Origin of the sequence: Erysipelothrix larvae (assembly GCF_001545095.1) — a bacterium.
GTDB classification, from domain to species: domain Bacteria; phylum Bacillota_I; class Bacilli_A; order Erysipelotrichales; family Erysipelotrichaceae; genus Erysipelothrix; species Erysipelothrix larvae.
The window spans coordinates 166670-186479 of the sequence record NZ_CP013213.1 but is presented as its reverse complement, the minus strand read 5'-3'; the positions used below and the strand labels follow the sequence as shown (position 1 = coordinate 186479).

The following is a 19810-nucleotide window of genomic DNA, read 5'->3' as shown; positions in this document are numbered from 1 at the left end:
CTAACAACAGAGGAGACAGCCATGATATCAACACTCAATCGTTTAATCAAAGTTGGTAATCAAACCAAGAAAGTCATCAACTTGTGCATACTTTATACAAATATTGGGCTTTTAAGCATTATCACAACTGGTGCGATCGGCTCAATCACACAACATACTTTGGCCTTTGATTCTCAAAGTATGCGAAACGGTGTCCTCGTTCTCATTGTTGCTTCAGTTCTTGAAACATTGATAACCTGGATATCAAACGTGCAAAAAGTCACAATGAAACAATCACTTCTTGTTGCATTCAAAGACAAAACAGCGCAGTCCATTTTAAAATCTGAATTTAGCTATTCTCAGTCATTAGAGAAAGGTGATATTATTGGGAGGCTGAGTTCGGACTTAAGCTCAATTGCAACGGCTTCTGAAATGTCCATCACCATTATTCGTTCGACAATCCTTTTGGTGATAACATTAATTGGCATGGCGTATTTTGATATGCGCTTAATGGCTGCATTCGCAATCACAATTCCCCTATACTTTTTGGTGGGATGGTTTATCGTAGCCAAGTCTACCGGGAATATCGTACCTTGGAAAAATGCAATGGGAGAAACCAACGCCCTGATTCAAGAACTCCTTTCAAATCGAAGCACCATTAAAGCATTTACACTGAAATTCACCACCCTAGGTTGGCTTAAAGACGCATTAAATAAAAGTGCATCATTAGGAATCCGAGGCATTAGCAAACTTTACCTTATGAACCTACCACAACTCGTCATGATGAACCTTCCGTACTTCCTAATTGCAATTGTCGGTGTTTATGCAGCCTCCACAAATACTTTAAGTGTGAGCGCCCTTGTTTCTACATTTTTACTGGCACAAATTGCATATGGATTATTGTCCGATATCTCAAACTCTACCCAAAACATACCCCAACTCCTTGCCTCAACGCAGCGGATTTTCCCTATTTGGGATACACCTTCTGAACCATCAGGCACTGCACTTCCCACAAATACACAATCACAACCCATCATCCAATTTGACAACGTAACCTTTAGTTACCCTACATCTCCTGAGACCACAATTCTCAACAAGCTCTCATTCACCCTTTTTGAAGGCGAACACATTGGCCTTGTAGGAACCAGCGGATCTGGAAAGTCAACCATCTTTAAACTCTTGAGCGGGCTGTATACCCCCAGTTCTGGATGCATTAGGGTCTACGGTGTTGACATAAACGATTGGGACAAGACACACCTCAGAAACACCTTATCAATCATTTCTCAAAACACATATTTATTTGAGGATACACTCTTTAGTAACCTTCAAATTGCCTGTCCTTCGCTAAATGAAGCACAAGCATTGAAGGCATTGAAAGCAGTGAATCTTGAGGCTTTTGTCCAGACACTTCCGGATGGATTAATGAGCAATCTTGGTGAGAAAGGGTCGAAATTGTCTGGGGGACAACGACAACGTATCTCCATCGCACGATCCATTCTCAAAGATTCCCCAATTGTTTTGTATGATGAAGTAACCTCTGCCTTGGATGCTGAGTCCGAACAAGCTATAGACCAACTTATCATGTCCAACAAAAAAACAAAAACACAACTTATCATTGCACACCGCTTCTCTACCATCAAAGATATGGATCGAATTCTTGTGCTTGACAAGGGTCGAGTTGTCGAAGAGGGTACCCACACATCACTCATCAAAAACAATGCACTCTATAAGAAGCTCTACACAAAACAAGGAGACTTGACTCATGAATAAGAAGAAAATTTTCCACACACTTTATCGCATCAGCAAACTTGGTTCATACGCTTTTCTTCTTTCAATTTTTGGAAGCATGATTGGTGGTTTCATAAATTATCTCTTCTCATTTATCATTGGTGAGCTTTCTCGTGTTGCCGTCCAACAAGCAACACTTCAACATTTTGATATGAACCCCTTCATTACGTTAGGACTCATTTCAATCCTTGCACTCCCCCTTTTACTCTGTGGTCAAACGATGACAGTAGCGGGTGGTTTAAGAGCTGAAAATAATTTGAAAACAATTGTTGTATCAAATACCCTATCGCATGATGAAAAGGAAATTAAAGATACACATACCGGCGATTTAATGGCCCGATTAACCAGTGATGCTGCAGTCATCGAAGACTTCTACTTCCAAGGACTCAACTACCGCGTCATTAATCCCTTCGTATCTGGGCTCGCATCTCTTATCACAATCTTTGCCCTTAACATTCCCTTGGGATTTGTATCCATTGTATTTGGATTGATTACCTTTCTTGCATCCTCACGATTTGCACCATCAATCCAAAAAGCAGCCCAACACATGCGCGCATTTACCAGCTCATCAACACGAATCATCTCTGAAATCTTATCGAATGAAGAAACCATTCGTCTCTCAAATGCTCAAGAACACTTTCTAAAAATTTACCACGAAGAAAACACAAGATTAAAAGATGCCAGTGTGAAAACCGATACCTATAGCATCTCTGCTGAATCATTAAACAGCACGCTTTCAATTGCAACACAAATTACGTATCTCATAATCTGTGCCTATTTATCACTCAATCACAACTTCGACTTCGCAAGTATCTTAGTCTTAATTCGACTTCAACCTCACGTTTCCTATGCTTTTGGTAACTTAAGCGCAAGCTGGAACTACTTTGTGGAAATCTCAGTTTCCGCACATCGTATTTTGGAAGTCATTGACACTCAACAAGAAGACACCCGAAATCACAATCCAATCCTTAACCTGGATGAGATGACCCCACCATCGATTACCTTTGATCACGTGACTTTTAGCTATACACAAGGTCAATCCCTCTTCAATGACCTATCGCTTGAAATCCCATCCAATCAAACCATTGCTTTTGTTGGGGAATCGGGAAGTGGTAAATCATCACTCTTCCAGCTACTCTTAGGTTTCTATAATCCTACTTCAGGTGTCATCAAGTTAAACAATCACAGACTCAGTGATTTCTCACTGGACTCGTGTCGAAGTCATATGATTTATATTCAACAAGAAGCACCTTTGTTTAATCGTACAATCTATGAAAACATCGCATTGGGATCAAAACTTCCACCTGATTCCATCACCCAAACGATGGTCGAACAAGCAGCAAAAGAGGCAAACATTCATGAATTTATCCAGTCTTTACCACAAGGCTACGATACAAAGGTTGGAGAAAACGCAAATCAAATATCTGGCGGTCAGAAACAACGCATTGCGATTGCACGTGCTTTTATGAGCGACGCACCGATTTTGATTATGGATGAACCAACATCTGCTTTAGATTCTGAGTCAGAAACACTCATTCAAGAAGCCCTAAACCGTCTTAAAACACGAAAAACTGTGCTAATAGCAGCACATCGTTTGTCCACAATTAAAGAAGCCGATAGCATTATCGTTTTAGACCATGGTAAAATTATTGAAGAAGGATCCCATCAAGAACTCTTGAAAAAGAAAGGGACCTACTATAACTATGCACGCCTTCAAAGCAAGCTTGGTGCATTAGAAACAGGTAACCTATGATTACAATTAATACAAAACCAAATTTAGCATTCGAAGCCTACACTTTCATTCTTAGAAAACTTAACAACAGTGAACGTTACGCACACACCACACACGCAGAGTTCAAAGCGAACATTGATGCAATATACGACGAATCCACGCCCCTATTCGATGCATTATTTCATGAAAAAGAAACGATTCGCTCGCTGTTTACAGATTTAAATGATGTACTAAAAATAAATAATTTACTCCCTTATTATTATTTCTATTCCAAACATCGATCTGAACAAACCCCGAATCAATCACATTCAATCCGGGAAGACATGTATAAATATATTACGAACCTCCACGATCTCGCCAGTGATGAACCTTGCGATAAGGATGCGTCTGCTTTTCACATCATTCAAGGACTTAATCTTGAAATCGGAGATAAATGGCATTTAATGAATTTCTATGAGAATTCTGAAACACTGTATCCACAGTATGAATCAATCATGGACACAGTCATCGACTTTATCACCCCTTATCTCACACACTTTGATTCTTACCTTAACGACTTCAACCATGAGTGGCAGACAATTGACCAATCAACCGGCCTCAAAAACCACTTCAAAGACATGTATAAAATTACAATCAATGATTCTGAAAACATTACACTGAGTCCAAGCATCCTTGGCTGTAATCAAGGTGTCTTTATCGATTCAGAAATCTTTATCGGTGTCTTACTGAATACATCCGTATTAAAACGAAACACCCTCACGTTTGAAAGTGTAACTCGAATCCTTAAATTACTGGGAGATCCAACCAAATCATCGATTCTCCAACTCTTACACCATAAAAAAATGTACGGCAAAGAGCTTGCAAATGAGACTGGGCTTACCCCAGCAACAATCTCGTACCACATGCAAGAACTCATCAACGAACAACTTATTTCGATCACAACCCAAGATTCAAGCAATCGTATTTATTATCAACTCAACAATGAGATGCTTCTTGGAGCTCTTGATTTCGCGCAAAGTATGTTCCACTAAGCGAATTGATTGATAACACCATCGAACTATTACTCCCATCAACACACGTACTTTTTGTGAGTTGCGGATACTTATTTATCATCTTTTTGTAGACCTGTTAATCAGGTGAAAGGACCACCATGTCTCGTATATTTATAAGCCCATCACGATACATTCAAGGTAATAATGTATTATCAACACACCTTAATGCCATTCAAGAGCTTGGAAACAACGCACTCTTAGTCTGCGACGATTTTGTCTATAATCTTGTCGGTCAAACACTCGAAACAGACCTTCAAGCATTGGGAATGCAAATCATTGTGGCGCATTTCAAGGGTGAATCTTCACAGCAAGCAATCCAGTCACTTTGCGATAACGCACACAAAGCATCCATCGATTGTGTGATTGGACTGGGTGGTGGTAAAACCCTGGATGTTTCAAAAGCAATCAGCAATCAAATGCATGTTCCTATTGCGATTTTACCAACCACTGCTGCAACCGATGCTCCAACCTCAGCGATATCGGTAATCTACTCCAAAGACGGTACCATCGACCATTATCAGCATTACGCAAAGAGCCCTGATCTCGTCTTAGTGGATACTGGGATTATCTGCAAAGCACCCCCAAGGCTTTTCGCATCAGGTATTGCAGATGCAATGTCAACCTGGGTCGAAGCACAATCCGTTATCAAAGCTAACGGCACAACATTGGTCGGTGCAAGTCCAACCCTTGCAGCTCAAGCGATTGCGAAACAATGCGAAGCTGTTCTCTTTAAATACGGACTTGAAGCGATGGAAGCTTGCATAAACAACACCGTCACGCAAGCCTTTGAAGACGTCGTGGAAGCCAACACACTCCTTAGTGGACTGGGCTTTGAAAGCTGTGGATTAGCTGCTGCTCATGCGATACATAATGGATTCAGCACACTTCAAGGTGACATTCAAACCCTAACACACGGTGAAATCGTAGCCTACACAACCTTGACACAACTCGTACTTGAAAAAAGACCAATGGAAGACCTTGATCGTTATATCACCTTTTATCAAGCCCTCAATCTTCCAACAACACTCAAAGACTTGAAGCTTGAGCATGCGTCCTATGACACACTCCTTAAGGTTGGACAACATGCCACGAAAGAGAATGAAACCATTCATCAAATGGGACATAATTACACAGCAAATGATGTTACGGATGCATTATTTGCACTCGATAAGTATGTAAGAACCCATCATTCATAGCACGATGTAAAAAAGAGAAAATCTACAGTTTTCTCTTTTTTGTTTTGATATTATTCGTATATCTTAAGTGTTTACCCACTAACCCTTATTTAAGATACAGCGACATTCTTTCGTTCTATATTATCAATGATTAGGTAAATAATTCCTATGTTAATAATTGGGAAAATACCCCTTATATTAAATACATACATCATCCCCTGAACCACGCCGACACATCCTATTACCCCCATGGTCAATGCAGGATTTTTGAGTTTTTGCACCTTGGATAAAATCCACCATTTTGATCGGAAAATATAAAGATAAACAATCATAAGTAATGCAACTGAAAGATCCGTACCCCATGGTACTCGATTTGTAGTACTGATTAGCAAGAGTGGCATTGATAAGGCAAATTGTGCGTATATCGTAGATATATTGAGTTCATTAACATTAATTTCAAGTGCTTCTTTGTTGAAGCGTAAAAACAAGGTGTCAAACAACACAATGCTCATTCCCAAAACAACACTTGCAATCAAATAGACTGTTTTATTCACCATAGTTGTCTCTACAAACAAAAAGAAAAACATAACAATTTGGGTTGTTTTATTTATTCTAAATCGACGATTTCTAATACTTCCATGTTGATAGAACTATACGATGAGACTCACTAACGCACCAAAACGCAACAATCCCAGGACGATTTCATTTTGGCCTATTATGCCACCACCTTGATATCTCAGGATTCCAATTGCTATTAGTAAAAGTGCTTCAATACCTGAAATCATAATCCCGTTTTTCTTCTTCATCGTTTCCTCCGATCTGTCCCCTCCAAAATTAGGGACATTAACATTACATTCAGCGTTCAAATTATGCGATACATAAACGCTGTAATTATCATCACACAGAATTCTTTAGCGGTTCTTTGCTATCAAAAATCGCATAAAATACCATCATATTTACAACTGAAACAACAATCCCAAAGTCATAAGCATAAATTACAACCTGTAGAATGCCAATTATACCCATAACAAAAACAGTATAATTCCTGTTCTCAAACTTTTGAACGGTCGACAAGAGCCACCATTTGCGTTTAGCCATGATAAGGTACCCCACAAATAAGAGTGCAACAAACATATCTGTAATCACAGAAGTTCGAATCATTACACCGATAAAAAACAAAGGGGCGATCACGAGATTTTGTGCATATAAAATTTCGTTATTAATCTGGAAGCGTTCAATATGTAAGTGTGCCCTATTTCGAAATAAGATCATATAATCAACAAACACGACAATGCATGCGAAAACAATCGATGCGATTAAAAACATTTGAGGTGGCAACCAGAATGGTCCAAAGCACCACATACAAAATATCATCAATTGACATCCCTGATTAATCATTGCAACCTTATCGCGTACATTGCCCCATATAAGTCCCCATCCAATAAGCGCAAGAAGCGAACAAACATAAAAGATTGCTGGGATGCCACGATTCCCTTCAAACATAATTCCTAAATCCTGCAACACTCCAATCGTAATTAACAAGATTGCTTCCACACATGATGGAACCATCTCATGTTTCATAAACTTCATCATACCCTCCCCTTATCTTCATTGATAAAATATTAAAACAAATAAAGTGACGAGTGCATAAATCGCTGCCCCACAAAGTACCAGTGTAACCCACTTATTTTGTGTAGGTGTTATGACTTCCGTCACATTTTTGTCGTTTTGAACTTTGTATGCGCGAACAAAGTATAGGATGCCAAATGTAAGGAGTAATACCCTTATCACTCCATCCACAATAACTATTCCACTCGAAGGTATTATCCTCATAACGCCTAAAAGAGTAAAACCGAAAATATCATATTTTAAACTTAGTTTTTTCATCAAAATCTCCCTTTAGGTGCAGCACACTAAATCAAATCATCAATGCAAAGCTGTCACCACCTCTTTACTTTAATCCCTTAATTTATTTTTCAAAACATGTTCTTGACAGGCTCTAACTTCAATACCACCAACATCCCTGCGATACAAAAAACGCACCACACACGTACATAATATCTAGACATTAAATATTTGGAGTTGATGGATTAATGACATCTATCGATTCTTCCATCCCTTTATCATAGATTTTTCCAACATCACATCAGCTTTAATTCTTAAAATACTCGATTATTTGTAATAGGTATGTCGTAAGCATACCCGAAATAAATCCAGTCACACTGTAAACAACAAATATAAGAAGTAGGTTATTTGAGAAATCAAAGTTAAAAATCTTAAGCAAAATAATTAATACGATATCAATTCCAATAAATAATAGATATTCTTTTTGTTTTTCTTTCATCGTAACCTCCGCCCTATCGGCTCGTATTAATTCAATTGAATCAGGCCGTTGATATAATATTTATCAATATCCTAATGATCAAATAACTTCCAATGATAACATTATAAAGTGTCATCACAGCCAATTACAATAAAGTATGATCAGTTATTCTTTTATCTATACCTTTCCGATGCATTATTTTAGTTTATTATGAATTATTGGGTTCAAAAGTTACTATGTGTCATAGATTTTCACAAATTAATGGTACACCTAAACTGTATGAATAAATTATAGGTGGGAGCATATTTATATCATATACCCCTCTTTACGTGTCTTCTTCCCCTTTTGATATTACCAAAGGACTAAATCACAAATATACCCAATATTTCTTAGCAATTTCTCACCTTGATTGTGGTACAATATTTCAGTGAGGAGATTATTATGGACAGAAAAATAGGAACAGTTTCTCGTGGCATTCGCTGCCCAATAATTAAAGAAGGTGACAACCTTGTTGACATCGTAGTCGACAGTGTTACCAGTGCTCAAGAAAGCGGTCAATTTACAATAAGCGATCGTGATATTGTTTGTATCACTGAATCAATCGTTGCACGTGCTCAAGGCAATTATGCAAGCATTGATGCAATTGCTCAAGACGTACATAACAAGTTCAAAGATGAAATCGTTGGGATTACATTTCCAATTTTATCAAGAAATCGATTCTCTACTGTGTTAAAAGGGATTGCACGCGGATCAAAGCACATTGTGTTGATGCTTAGCTATCCATCAGACGAAGTTGGGAATGCTTTACTTTCTTTTGAAGATCTTGATAAAGCAAAAATTAACCCATACAGCGATACACTAACACTCGAACAATTTAAAGAACACTTTGGATCTCCGATTCATCCATTTACAGGTATGGACTATGTGTCATACTATAAAGAAGTTATTGAAAAAGAGGATTGTGAAGCAACAATCATCTTCAGCAATCATGCTACAAAAATTCTAGACTACACAAAACACGTGCTCACTTGTGATATTCATACACGCGCACGTACTAAACAACAACTCCTTGATGGAGGTGCAAAAACCGTTTATGGACTCGACGATATTTTGTCATCCCCAATAAATGGCAGTGGGTATAATGATGCATACGGTCTTTTGGGTTCAAACAAAGCGACCGAAGATTCCGTAAAACTCTTCCCACGTGATGGGTTTTCGTTTGTTGATCAAGTTCAAAAACGTTTCCTTGACGAAACGGGAAAACACATTGAAGTAATGATTTTTGGAGATGGTGCTTTTAAAGACCCAATGGGTAAAATCTGGGAACTCGCAGATCCAACTGTAGCCCCTGGTTACACACAAGGCCTTGAAGGAACACCAAACGAACTCAAGCTTAAATATCTTGCAGATAATGAGTTTAAAGACCTTACTGGTGAAGCGCTACGGAATGCGATAATGGAATCAATCCATCGCAAAGCTGACAACCTTGTTGGAAGCATGGCTGCACAAGGTACGACACCGCGTCGTCTTGTAGACCTCATTGGATCACTGTGTGACTTAACAAGTGGTTCTGGAGATAAGGGAACCCCTGTTATCCACATCCAAGGTTACTTTGATAATTATGCTTCAGAATAAACAAGACTTCGGTCTTGTTTTTTTATTAAAATTAAGTGCTGTATTAAAGTGATTTTTCTTTATTAGTTTACGAGGTTAATAAAATGGTACAAACCCTAAGTTTCTACCAATCCAATACCTCCTATAAAGGAGTAAGCATATGATAACAGTTTTCTCAAAAGGAATATTATAATTTTCTCAATTCAATTAATCCAAAAACAATACCTTGTCCGTGCTGTTCAAAAACAGATACACTGATTCGTCTTGGAATCTATCAGTAGACCATACCACCAAAAACACAAAACGATCAAGCGATTTTTAATGGCATTAAACGCATACTGCTTCACCTATAATTTCAAAATACATACTATGAAATTGATTATCACGCGAAATTAATCAATATTTTGACAATTTAATATAAAAATAATTGATAAATAACCAATATAGGCTTACATCCCTATAAAATAATGTTATAATTAACGCAACAAACATCAGAGACTTTGTTGTTTGGGTCGGGGAACCAATACGCGACAATAAAGGGGGGAAGAAACAACAAGTAGCGATAACATCATAATCTAATTTGAATTATTTTTACCATTTAATGATGAAGCTGTACGCAGAATCAAATCCCATATATTTAGGTACTACTATGGTCGATTACTTACCCTATCATCCTTTTTTTATATTAAACAGAGTAAGGCCAATCATTGATTCAAGGTTTCATCTTGGGATTAATAACCAGATACAAAACAATATTTCAAAATAAATGAACAATGTTTTTTATGAACACACTTGAGGCTTAATATTGTGCAATCAGTACGACGTAAGTTATTTTTGTACTGCCCTTACAATAGCCAAATAAGTGGTTATATTGTGAATGCATCAGTTATTATAATCCTAGCGAATAGTACCTTGCGGAGGGAACGTGAAATAACAAAGAGGCCTATTTCACAAGAATAAAACTATGAGGAAAATAATCAAAACGATATTTAAGAATTTATTCATCTTAGTATTCCTTATTGGGTGTGAATTCAGCCCAACATTTGTCCATGCCATTGGGGAAGCAACTCTGGCAGATCTTGTTAGTCAGACTCAAGATGGGGGTACACTTGTAATTGATAAAAACTACAGTTTAGATAAGCCAATTGAAATCACGAAAGATATTACGATTCAATCAGAGATGGGGAACATCATTGTTGCTTCAAAATCAAGACATTTTATAGTTAACGGAGCATCACTCACACTTGATGGGATTATAATTGATGGCAATACAACAGGTGGCGGTATCTTAGTACAAGAAAAAAATAATACTCTTGGGTCGCTAATTATTAAGCACAACACAACACTTCGCCAAAACTATAGCAGTGGACACGGAGGTGCAATTGAAGGTCTTGGTGCATACATCCACTTAGAGAGTGGTGCTGTTGTTAGTGAAAATAAAGCTGGATACACCCCTTCTTCGGTCTATTCAGGATCAGGCGGGGGCATCTTTCTAGATGGAGACAACAGTACATTAATTGTTGAGAAAGATGTTACACTCACGAAAAATGTCGCAACCAATAAAGGGGGGGCAATCTCAATAAATAGAGGTAAGGTTGACATCAGTGGTATCATAAACAATAATACAGCATACCGCTCAGGTGGAGGAGTTTATATATTTGAGGATACTCACCCTATAGATGTAAGTGATGCAACACTATCCAATAATATAGCATATGGGTTTGCGGCATCAATTGATACACCCTATTATAAAGCGATTCAGTCTGGTGGGGGAGGAATGGTTGTTGTACTAGGTGCAAATTACAACCAAGAAATACATATTACAAACACTACATTCTCCTATAATAAGTCAGATACGATACCAAACCCTGATATCTTTTTTGGGAAAACTTACACACCAAGTCAATTATTCCAAGGAGGAGGGCTCGCTATATTCTCGAGTAGTAATAATACTCCAACAACATGGATTGAAGCTTCAACATTCATCGGAAATCACGCAGGAAGTGGTGGCGGTATCTTCACTAACACTAATACAGTTATTGAGAATACAACTATCCAAGGTAATACGACATTTGATTATACAACTAAAGATGAAGCACTCCTAAACCGTGCAGATTTGGGTGGTGGCATTTTCTTTGATGCTGCTCACAACAAAGTGGATAATACAAACGAGCTGACTATTAAAGGTGGTAGTATTACCGATAATTTTTCCTTAAGAGACGCTGGTATCCACTTAGAAAATGGGTGTTTAGATTCAATTCACATTGATGGAGCACTTTTTGAAAACAACAAAATTGGTATGAATGGCGTTGCCTGGGAAATAGACGACTCGAGTTTCACCGTTAAGGATGAAAAAACCAATAAGTTATATACTGAAATCTACAGTGAGAATATTAAAAACATCACTGGTGTAACTCAACCTTATACTAATCTTTATAATAATGTTGATATCTCATTTGTACTCGTCACAAAAGTTACCTTTGATGCAAATGGAGGCATCTATGATGCATCTGCAGTTGACTTCTTTAATACACTCCTATCAAGTCAAAACGACGGATCAAGAAAACTTGATGAAGCAGATGTAACAGGGAAGCTTTCTTTCAATGTTTATCTCGACCAAGGAAGTAAATTAAACACTAATCTTGTTCCTATTCGAGATGGATATACATTCCTTGGTTGGCTTAGCCCTAGTTCTGGAATGCTAGAAGATGGATTTGAGATCATTGACCCTATCACTTTCACCGCTCAATGGAAACTCAACGAAACATTAAATAATGATAATGAAGAACCTACCAAGGAGAATCAAGTTCCTACACTTGAAGATAAAGATAAATCGCCAAATAATGATCCTAAAACAACTCCAGATAATACGACAGAAGTCAAGAAAACACCACCGATTTCTGGAAATACAAATACTCCTCCAAGTTCTGGAAATCAAAATATTCCACCAAGTTCTGAAGTTGACAATACACCAAAAGTTAAAATTGACACACCACACCAAAATTCAGAAACACCTAAGTCAACCGATGCGTTCACTCAAAAACCTGTTTCATCACTCCCACAATCAGGAACCACTAATACTGCGTTATTTGTTGAAGGTTCAGCAATAGCCTTAGGTATCATTATGTTTTTAATCAATATACATACACTTAAGAAAGCTACAAAAAATAATTAACCGCGTTCAACATGTGTTTTCATGGAATCGATTCAACAAAAACATGTTGTTGATATTGAGAAAGGTGATGATGCTTCCCTGCTATCAGCATCATCACCTCTCGTTTTTTTATGCACCTTTCATAAGCTTAACAATAATAATACATCGTCCATTTTCGAGTACTCATATTTAAGCAATGTGCAATATTGTGGGTGTACGTAAATCACGAGGTCTTTTTTAATGAGAAAAAATCAAATGATATCCTAATGCAACAATTTCTCGCAAATACGAACTAAATGTTGCGATGGTTGTTGAAGGTGCTGCGAGACCATACACAGTCTCAATACCAGCATTTCTTGCAGTTCGCTTCGCTCTATAAATATGATAATCATTGGATACAATAATTGCTGTATCCGTTTTGATGATTTGCAACGCATTTTCAATATTCTCAATTGTAGAAGTTGAAGTCTGTTCGATATAGATCCGTGTCGGGTCGATTCCTTTCTCTACTAAAGTCCGTCCCATCACAACACCTTCAGGCTCTGACTCGTTTTCTCCCTGTCCACCTGTTACAATCACAACCGTTTCAGGGTTATCCACGAGGTATTGGTACGCTGTATCGAGACGTTCTTGTAAGACACGCGTAGGTATTGCGGGATTTTCTCCTTTTACTCTTGCACCTAAAACAATCATTACTTCAACACCTTTAGGAGGCACTTCACGATATGTACTCAAAATAAGCCCGAATATAAACAAGCCATATATTATGCCAAGACTGATAAATCCAATAAGAATGCGTTTTAGTTTCTTTTTCATAAGTCCCTCTCTTCTTCGTATATTATATATAATAGTCTAATGAAGAAAAAGAGACTTTCGCCTCCTTTTAGTGTTAATTTATGTGATTAGTCTTCAAACAGATTTGATCCATTTGTCGCAATTACATCTTGATACCAGAAGTAACTATCCTTCTTAATTCGTCTCAAGTCACTGCCTTCAGCTTCTTCACGGTTTACAAATACAAAGCCATAGCGTTTTTGATAACCATTAAGCCAGCTCAACAAGTCCGTGTAACTCCAAGTGCAATAGCCTAAAACTGGAATTCCTTCCTCTAGCGCATCGTGAATTGCCAGGCAATGTTTCTTAAGATAATCAATACGATAGCCATCATGCACTTTATCGCCTTCTTCTAATTTATCATACTCCCCGAGTCCATTTTCAGTAATGAGGAGTGGTAAATCATAGCGTTCATAAAGACGGCGCAGAGAAATATGAAGCCCAATCGGATCAATTGCCCAATCCCAGTTTGTTGTTTCTAAATATGGGTTTGGAGTCGTTTTAAAGAACCCAGGTAGTCCTGTACTCTTTGTTGTTCCTTTTTTTCCTTCGTAGTTTGGTTTCGATTGTTCTAGAACTTCATCTAAAGGCATCATTTCAACAGTACCTGATTGATAGTAATTAATTCCCATAAAGTCTGGTTTTGCAGATTCAAGAAGTTTTTGATCGGCTTCAGTTACTTCAAAATCCAAACCAACCTTTTTCAACTGATTCATCACAAGACGTGGATAGCGTCCCCACACATAAACATCAGTCCAGAAATCATTTTGAAGTGCTTTTGCATTTTCATGCGCCAAGACATTTTTTGGATCACAATCTTTCGGATACACTGGACCATATGCAAAGCTTGGTCCAATTTTCCCTTGGTATCCACCTTCATGGTATGCATTAATTACAGAGGCATTCGCAAGGTTTGCGTGGTGGTTAACTTGGAATGCAAGTTTTGGATTTTTATATCCTGGAGGGTGTGAACCCATTAAATAGCCATGCATTACAAAGATGTTTTGCTCATTCAGTGAAACCCAATATTTTACACGGTCACCAAAGCGCTCAAAGAGTAGTTTCGCGTAGTTTGTAAAGTCTTCTATAATCTTTCTGCTTTCCCACCCTTGGTACTCATCATATAAAGCTTGTGGTAAATCCCAGTGATAAATTGTGAGTACTGGAGTAATATCATTTGCAATTAACTCATCGATGAGATTGTTGTAGAACTCAATTCCCATCTCATTTACTTCGCCACGCCCTGTAGGAAGGACGCGACTCCATGCTACTGAGAAACGATATGCCTTGAGGCCTTGTTCCTTCATTAACTGAACATCCTCTTTATAACGGTGATAATGATCTACAGCGATATCACCATTTGTTCCCTTGAAGGTTTTCCCTTCAATGCGTGTAAAGTTATCCCAAACTGAAGGCCCTTTACCATCTTCATTATATGCACCCTCTACTTGATAAGCAGCTGATGCTGAACCCCATAAAAAGTTCTCAGGGAACCTATTTGTTTTCTTATTCATCATATTCCTCACTTTCCCGTGTATATCTCTATAATACCCTAAATTTATGAAATTTATTACCCAAGTGCCACATCAAGAATCATCATGATGCAAAATCCAATCATTGCACCCATTGTTGCAAGGTCAGAGTGTGATGTGTCCTTTGCACTTTGTGCTTCTGGAATCAATTCCTCAACGACAACATAGATCATAGCTCCTGCTGCAAATGCGAGTGCAAAAGGAAGAATGGGTTGCATCACTGTAACAAGAAGTGCCCCCAATACCCCAGCAACTGGTTCTACAATTCCTGATGCTTGTCCATAGACAAAGGCTTTCCATCGTGAAAATCCTTCACGTCTTAAGGGGATCGAAACCGCTGCGCCTTCTGGAAAGTTTTGAAGCCCAATCCCAATTGCAAGCGCAATTGCACTCCCAACTGTTGCTGTTGAAGCGCCACTTGCTGCAGCACCAAATGCCACACCCACAGCCAAACCTTCTGGTATGTTATGAAGCGTGATTGCAAGTACTAATAATACACTTCGTTGCCAACTGGTTTTAATCCCTTCAGCATCACGTGTATCATGATTCATATGTAAGTGCGGTAAGAGTTTATCCGTTGCGAGTAAAAATAAGCCTCCAGCCATAAATCCAATTGCCGCAACTAACCATGGAATATAACCAAGTCCTTCTGCCATCTCAATGGATGGTGCTAAGAGTGACCAAAAACTTGCTGCAATCATAACCCCTGATGCAAAACCTAACATTGTATTCAATACTTTCGCATTAATCTGCTTAAAGAAAAACACAAGTGCAGCGCCTAATGCGGTGACACCCCACGTAAATAGAGTTGCCATTAACGCCAACAATATCGGGTCCAGAGTACTTATCTTATCAATCATGATTAAATCTCCTTATACGTTATTATTATACATGGAAGACGCTTCTTATGGTGATAAACTCGTGCATTTCAATGATTTTTTTTATAGGATATCCCGTACGAAACCACTCTCATCTTATTGATTTCTGTCTTAGGCATCAATAAGGAGCATATCGCGCACGTTCACGTGTTTTGCCCACACCTTAAGCGCAATTATGATGCGACGTTTCATTAATCAAAAAAGGTCCGCCCAAACCAAGCAGACCACCATTCATTTACTTTTTACGAATTGCTTCAAAATCATTTAATGTTATATAATGATTCTTCTCATCAAAATCAATATTTAGAATATACCCTAATCCATTATGTGTCTCAATATCATAATAATTGTCAAATGAGCAAGGCATCAAGAACATAAGAATGGTACGAATAACGCCTGAGTGACATACTATGGTCACGGAATCTTCATTATTATCAATCATTTCACACAACACAGCTGTTAATTTCCCAAATAATCTTAAGCTTACTTGAGAAATTGTTTCTCCTTGAACATGGGGTTGATTCTTAACATAGTTATCGTTGTAAGGTGTCGCTACTTTGTCCCAACGAACATCTTCGTATTCCCCAAAGTTAATTTCACGAAATGCAAATGTAGATTCTGTGATTGGTGTTTCTTCACCATAGAGTAACTTAAAGGTGTCAATGGTACGTTGTAAATCCGAGGTATAATAGCGATCTGTCTTTGGATAATCATATTCATCTCGATATCCTTTCAACTCCTCAATTCCCTTCTCAGATAACAATGTATTGGACCATCCTGTATAGAGCCCTAAATCATTTCCAACAGTATAACCATGTCTAACTAATACAATTTTCATCTTTGCTTTACTTCTCTTGCATTCATTATACACTAAAATATCAACCAAAATCACCGGATAATCGATTTCCTAACCCCTTAATTCTTTTATAAGTTCACCTTAAAACCGCTATTATTTTTATTTGCTCCTCTTTTTTATCAACATTACGTTTGATAAGTTAATAATATATAGGATGAGTCCGGGATTCTATACAGGCTCAAACGATATTTAACAGAAATGCCAAGAAGTCTCCGACTTCTATAAGTGGGGGATGAATTGGCTGTCTTTAACCCTTAAATCATGATATAATATAGTCAGTAGAAATGTAAGGGGAGTGCATAATATGCAGGTTTTAGACAATAATGCTCATTCTGTGTTTTTATTGACATATCATATGGTTTTTGTCACAAAATATCGCAGAAAAGTCATCAACGATTCAATTTCGAAACGGGCTCATGAAATCTTTGTTTCCATTGCTCCAAACTACAATATCACCTGTATTGAATGGAATCATGATGTTGACCATGTTCATATTCTATTCAAAGCCCATCCAAATACACCACTTAGCAAGTTTATCAATGCTTACAAAAGTGCAAGCAGTCGCTTGATTAAGAAAGAATTTCCAAAAGTGAAAGCATCCCTTTGGAAAGATGCTTTTTGCTCAAAGAGTTTCTGCTTTATTTCTGTTGGTGGTGCTCCTCTAGAAGTGTTGAAACAGTATATTGAGACACAGGGGGAAAAGCGATGAAACGTGCCTACAGGTTTAGAATTTATCCAAACCAAGAGCAAATCATCTTTTTCGCAAAAACGTTTGGTTGTGTTCGTAAGACGTATAACCTCATGCTTGAAGAGCGGCTTCAAATGAATGAGGATTATCGAAACGGACTTCCAACAAACGATAAAATTCCAACACCTGCAAAGTATAAGGAAGATTACCCTTATTTGAAGGAAGTAGACAGTCTTGCCTTAGCGAATGCACAATTGAATCTTGACCGAGCATTTAAGAATTGTTATCGAGATCCAAAGGTAGGTGAGCCAAAGTATAAATCAAGAAAAATGGAGCAGTCCTATACCACAAACAATCAAAAAGGAACAATATCCATTAAAGATCATAAATACCTTAAACTGCCAAAACTTAAGAGTCTTGTAAGAATCAAGATGCATCGTCACCCAAAAGGTGATATTAAATCCGCAACGATATCAAGGAGTACAACAGGAATCTATCACGTCTCACTCTTAGTCGAAGAAACAATCGAGCACCTACCTAAGACGGGGTCTGAGGTTGGGATTGATCTTGGATTGATTGCTTTTGCGGTGCTCTCTGATGGAACACAGATTCCAAACCCACGATTCACGAACCAAGAAGCACAAACACTGAAACGAGAACAACGTAAGTTATCAAAACGTAAAAGGGAGGCAAAGAAACGGGGTGTCCCGCTGAGTGAAGCCAAGAATTACCAAAAGCAAAAGTTAAAAGTCGCACGAATCCATGAGAAGATCGCAAATCGACGCAATGATTTCTTAAACAAGGTGAGTAAGGAGCTAATCGAGAACCATGATGTGCTCTGTATAGAAACCTTAAAAGTTAAAGAAATGATGAAGACGAAGCGGGTTTCAAAGAGTATTGCAGATGTGTCGTGGTCACAATTTGTGGCAAAGCTCGAATACAAAGCCGATTGGTATGGGAAAAAAGTAATCAAGATTGATTCCTGGTATCCGTCCAGTCAACTGTGTTCTCACTGTGGACATAATGATGGAAAGAAACCAATGGAGATACGTCAATGGGAATGTTCCAACTGCAACATCACACACGATCGTGATTTGAATGCAAGCATCAATATCCTGAATGAAGGATTAAGACTTTCGCATCAATCCTAAGAATGAAAAACAATAAACCGATGGGACATCGGGGATAGCTTGATAAATAAAAGTGACCGCTGGTCGACAGGAATGTCGATTAAGTTTGCTTTGTTCTCAAGAAGCCCCCACTTCGAGCGTATGCTTAGTGGCGGGTAGTTCACTCCATAGTCACACATCTTGATAAAGCGATATGAATCAATAGCTTAACCTTTTCTTTGATTGTACGTATGCGTCTAAATTCATCCCTGATATTTATCCAATCACACCAACACAAGCGTTGAAAGCATCCTGATGAAATGCTATGATATTAATAAAATGGGAGGGATCATATGAACATCCTAATCGTAGAAGATGATAATGAAATAAACCAATTGCTCTTTGAATTACTTTCACCACACTACACGATAACCCAAGCCTACTCAGGCACTGAAGCACTGCGTCTTATAGAATCTGATTCTTTTGATTGTGTGCTCTTGGACTTAATGCTCCCCGGCCTTTCTGGAGCTGAAGTAATTCAACAGGCACGCCTTTTAACAACATCCCCTTTCATTATCATATCCGCGCTCTCGGATGTCTCAAATCGTGTAAACCTTCTAGAACTTGGAGCAGATGATTATATTACTAAACCTTTTGATAATCGGGAAGTCTTAGCCCGCGTTCAAGTTCAACTACGAAAACGTTCACCCAAAGAAGTCTTACCAGAAGTAATTCGTGTTAATAATGTCACTTATCATGAAGCATCCCGTACATTTTTTTGTGATGATGCGCCTTTGACACTCACGCTCAAAGAACAAGAACTTCTTGTTTTCATGATGCGTGCCCCTAATCGTGTCTTCACAAAAGCAACACTCTACGAACAGATATGGGAGGACACCTATTATGGTGACGATAATACCTTGTCCGTTCATATCTCACGCCTTCGAAAAACACTTGCAGACCATAATGCGAAAATATCAATCGACACAATTTGGGGTTTAGGCTATAAATTATCGATTTAAGACTTATTTAAGACTTACTTACAATGAATTTAAACTTTCATTGCTATACTTTTCCCATGAAAGAAAGGTGACAT

The 19810-nt window shown here is 38.1% G+C and carries 18 protein-coding genes; 9 read left to right on the top strand and 9 right to left on the bottom strand.

Annotated elements, in window-relative coordinates:
- Nucleotides 1–21 precede the first annotated feature (21 nt).
- The 4 genes from AOC36_RS00920 (at nucleotide 22) to AOC36_RS00905 (ending at nucleotide 5747) form a co-directional block, all read left to right on the top strand.
- Complete coding sequence (locus tag AOC36_RS00920; RefSeq protein ID WP_067630125.1) at nucleotides 22–1749, top strand: ABC transporter ATP-binding protein; 1728 nt, start codon at nucleotides 22–24, stop codon at nucleotides 1747–1749.
- The gene (locus AOC36_RS00915; RefSeq protein ID WP_067630124.1) at nucleotides 1742–3520 is read left to right on the top strand and encodes an ABC transporter ATP-binding protein; all 1779 of its coding nucleotides are present in this window, start codon (nucleotides 1742–1744) and stop codon (nucleotides 3518–3520) included. Before AOC36_RS00920 ends, AOC36_RS00915 begins: the two co-directional genes overlap by 8 nt.
- Nucleotides 3517–4530 (top strand): ArsR/SmtB family transcription factor, encoded by a 1014-nt coding sequence (locus AOC36_RS00910; RefSeq protein ID WP_067630122.1) that lies wholly within the window; start codon nucleotides 3517–3519, stop codon nucleotides 4528–4530. The genes AOC36_RS00915 and AOC36_RS00910 overlap by 4 nt, the downstream gene beginning before the upstream one ends.
- A 119-nt stretch (nucleotides 4531–4649) precedes the next feature.
- The gene (locus AOC36_RS00905) at nucleotides 4650–5747 is read left to right on the top strand and encodes a glycerol dehydrogenase (RefSeq protein ID WP_067630120.1); all 1098 of its coding nucleotides are present in this window, start codon (nucleotides 4650–4652) and stop codon (nucleotides 5745–5747) included.
- 89 nt (nucleotides 5748–5836) lie between these two features.
- Here AOC36_RS00905 and AOC36_RS00900 read toward each other — a convergent pair whose 3' ends face one another.
- The 5 genes from AOC36_RS00900 to AOC36_RS00885 all read right to left on the bottom strand — a co-directional run bounded on the left by AOC36_RS00900 (nucleotide 5837) and on the right by AOC36_RS00885 (nucleotide 8070).
- Nucleotides 5837–6283, bottom strand: a complete 447-nt coding sequence (locus AOC36_RS00900) for a hypothetical protein (protein ID WP_067630119.1) — start codon at nucleotides 6281–6283, stop codon at nucleotides 5837–5839.
- 93 nt (nucleotides 6284–6376) lie between these two features.
- Nucleotides 6377–6532, bottom strand: coding sequence for a hypothetical protein (locus AOC36_RS12115; RefSeq protein WP_157777113.1), 156 nt, complete (start codon nucleotides 6530–6532; stop codon nucleotides 6377–6379).
- A gap of 91 nt (nucleotides 6533–6623) precedes the next feature.
- Complete coding sequence (locus AOC36_RS00895) at nucleotides 6624–7319, bottom strand: hypothetical protein (RefSeq protein ID WP_157777112.1); 696 nt, start codon at nucleotides 7317–7319, stop codon at nucleotides 6624–6626.
- A gap of 15 nt (nucleotides 7320–7334) precedes the next feature.
- A complete protein-coding gene (locus AOC36_RS00890) occupies nucleotides 7335–7613 on the bottom strand; it encodes a hypothetical protein (RefSeq protein WP_067630117.1) in 279 nt (92 codons plus the stop codon).
- 265 nt (nucleotides 7614–7878) lie between these two features.
- Nucleotides 7879–8070: a hypothetical protein gene (locus AOC36_RS00885; protein ID WP_067630116.1), complete on the bottom strand. Its 192-nt coding sequence runs from the start codon at nucleotides 8068–8070 to the stop codon at nucleotides 7879–7881.
- Between the two features lie 420 nt (nucleotides 8071–8490).
- On the opposite strand from AOC36_RS00885, the gene AOC36_RS00880 reads away from it, so the two are divergent.
- Both AOC36_RS00880 and AOC36_RS00875 read left to right on the top strand, forming a co-directional pair.
- Nucleotides 8491–9684, top strand: a complete 1194-nt coding sequence (locus tag AOC36_RS00880; protein ID WP_067630115.1) for a coenzyme F420-0:L-glutamate ligase — start codon at nucleotides 8491–8493, stop codon at nucleotides 9682–9684.
- Nucleotides 9685–10627: 943 nt separating this feature from the next.
- Nucleotides 10628–12838: a hypothetical protein gene (locus AOC36_RS00875; protein ID WP_067630114.1), complete on the top strand. Its 2211-nt coding sequence runs from the start codon at nucleotides 10628–10630 to the stop codon at nucleotides 12836–12838.
- 216 nt (nucleotides 12839–13054) lie between these two features.
- Here AOC36_RS00875 and AOC36_RS00870 read toward each other — a convergent pair whose 3' ends face one another.
- The 4 genes from AOC36_RS00870 to AOC36_RS00855 all read right to left on the bottom strand — a co-directional run bounded on the left by AOC36_RS00870 (nucleotide 13055) and on the right by AOC36_RS00855 (nucleotide 16899).
- Complete coding sequence (locus AOC36_RS00870) at nucleotides 13055–13633, bottom strand: YdcF family protein (protein ID WP_067630103.1); 579 nt, start codon at nucleotides 13631–13633, stop codon at nucleotides 13055–13057.
- Between the two features lie 86 nt (nucleotides 13634–13719).
- The gene (locus AOC36_RS00865; protein WP_335338932.1) at nucleotides 13720–15165 is read right to left on the bottom strand and encodes a glycoside hydrolase family 1 protein; all 1446 of its coding nucleotides are present in this window, start codon (nucleotides 15163–15165) and stop codon (nucleotides 13720–13722) included.
- 56 nt (nucleotides 15166–15221) lie between these two features.
- Nucleotides 15222–16043: a ZIP family metal transporter gene (locus AOC36_RS00860; protein ID WP_067630095.1), complete on the bottom strand. Its 822-nt coding sequence runs from the start codon at nucleotides 16041–16043 to the stop codon at nucleotides 15222–15224.
- Between the two features lie 253 nt (nucleotides 16044–16296).
- Nucleotides 16297–16899 carry a histidine phosphatase family protein gene (locus tag AOC36_RS00855; protein ID WP_067630092.1) on the bottom strand — a complete coding sequence of 201 codons (603 nt, stop codon included), beginning with the start codon at nucleotides 16897–16899 and terminating at the stop codon, nucleotides 16297–16299.
- 322 nt (nucleotides 16900–17221) lie between these two features.
- Between AOC36_RS00855 and tnpA the strand changes: the two genes are divergently transcribed.
- The 3 genes from tnpA (at nucleotide 17222) to AOC36_RS00840 (ending at nucleotide 19736) form a co-directional block, all read left to right on the top strand.
- The gene (tnpA, locus tag AOC36_RS00850; RefSeq protein WP_067630089.1) at nucleotides 17222–17626 is read left to right on the top strand and encodes an IS200/IS605 family transposase; all 405 of its coding nucleotides are present in this window, start codon (nucleotides 17222–17224) and stop codon (nucleotides 17624–17626) included.
- The gene (tnpB, locus tag AOC36_RS00845; protein WP_067630086.1) at nucleotides 17623–18756 is read left to right on the top strand and encodes an IS200/IS605 family element RNA-guided endonuclease TnpB; all 1134 of its coding nucleotides are present in this window, start codon (nucleotides 17623–17625) and stop codon (nucleotides 18754–18756) included. The genes tnpA and tnpB overlap by 4 nt, the downstream gene beginning before the upstream one ends.
- A gap of 311 nt (nucleotides 18757–19067) precedes the next feature.
- Nucleotides 19068–19736, top strand: a complete 669-nt coding sequence (locus tag AOC36_RS00840) for a response regulator transcription factor (protein ID WP_067630083.1) — start codon at nucleotides 19068–19070, stop codon at nucleotides 19734–19736.
- Nucleotides 19737–19810 lie beyond the last annotated feature (74 nt).

Excerpts from the sequence above, each read along its gene's own strand:
- AOC36_RS00920 (WP_067630125.1), top strand. The coding sequence starts at position 22 with ATGATATCAACACTCAATCGTTTAATCAAAGTTGGTAATCAAACCAAG.
- AOC36_RS00915 (WP_067630124.1), top strand. The coding sequence starts at position 1,742 with ATGAATAAGAAGAAAATTTTCCACACACTTTATCGCATCAGCAAACTT.
- AOC36_RS00910 (WP_067630122.1), top strand. The coding sequence starts at position 3,517 with ATGATTACAATTAATACAAAACCAAATTTAGCATTCGAAGCCTACACT.
- AOC36_RS00905 (WP_067630120.1), top strand. The coding sequence starts at position 4,650 with ATGTCTCGTATATTTATAAGCCCATCACGATACATTCAAGGTAATAAT.
- AOC36_RS00900 (WP_067630119.1), bottom strand. The coding sequence starts at position 6,283 with ATGGTGAATAAAACAGTCTATTTGATTGCAAGTGTTGTTTTGGGAATG.
- AOC36_RS12115 (WP_157777113.1), bottom strand. The coding sequence starts at position 6,532 with ATGAAGAAGAAAAACGGGATTATGATTTCAGGTATTGAAGCACTTTTA.
- AOC36_RS00895 (WP_157777112.1), bottom strand. The coding sequence starts at position 7,319 with ATGATGAAGTTTATGAAACATGAGATGGTTCCATCATGTGTGGAAGCA.
- AOC36_RS00890 (WP_067630117.1), bottom strand. The coding sequence starts at position 7,613 with ATGAAAAAACTAAGTTTAAAATATGATATTTTCGGTTTTACTCTTTTA.
- AOC36_RS00885 (WP_067630116.1), bottom strand. The coding sequence starts at position 8,070 with ATGAAAGAAAAACAAAAAGAATATCTATTATTTATTGGAATTGATATC.
- AOC36_RS00880 (WP_067630115.1), top strand. The coding sequence starts at position 8,491 with ATGGACAGAAAAATAGGAACAGTTTCTCGTGGCATTCGCTGCCCAATA.
- AOC36_RS00875 (WP_067630114.1), top strand. The coding sequence starts at position 10,628 with ATGAGGAAAATAATCAAAACGATATTTAAGAATTTATTCATCTTAGTA.
- AOC36_RS00870 (WP_067630103.1), bottom strand. The coding sequence starts at position 13,633 with ATGAAAAAGAAACTAAAACGCATTCTTATTGGATTTATCAGTCTTGGC.
- AOC36_RS00865 (WP_335338932.1), bottom strand. The coding sequence starts at position 15,165 with ATGAATAAGAAAACAAATAGGTTCCCTGAGAACTTTTTATGGGGTTCA.
- AOC36_RS00860 (WP_067630095.1), bottom strand. The coding sequence starts at position 16,043 with ATGATTGATAAGATAAGTACTCTGGACCCGATATTGTTGGCGTTAATG.
- AOC36_RS00855 (WP_067630092.1), bottom strand. The coding sequence starts at position 16,899 with ATGAAAATTGTATTAGTTAGACATGGTTATACTGTTGGAAATGATTTA.
- tnpA (WP_067630089.1), top strand. The coding sequence starts at position 17,222 with ATGCAGGTTTTAGACAATAATGCTCATTCTGTGTTTTTATTGACATAT.
- tnpB (WP_067630086.1), top strand. The coding sequence starts at position 17,623 with ATGAAACGTGCCTACAGGTTTAGAATTTATCCAAACCAAGAGCAAATC.
- AOC36_RS00840 (WP_067630083.1), top strand. The coding sequence starts at position 19,068 with ATGAACATCCTAATCGTAGAAGATGATAATGAAATAAACCAATTGCTC.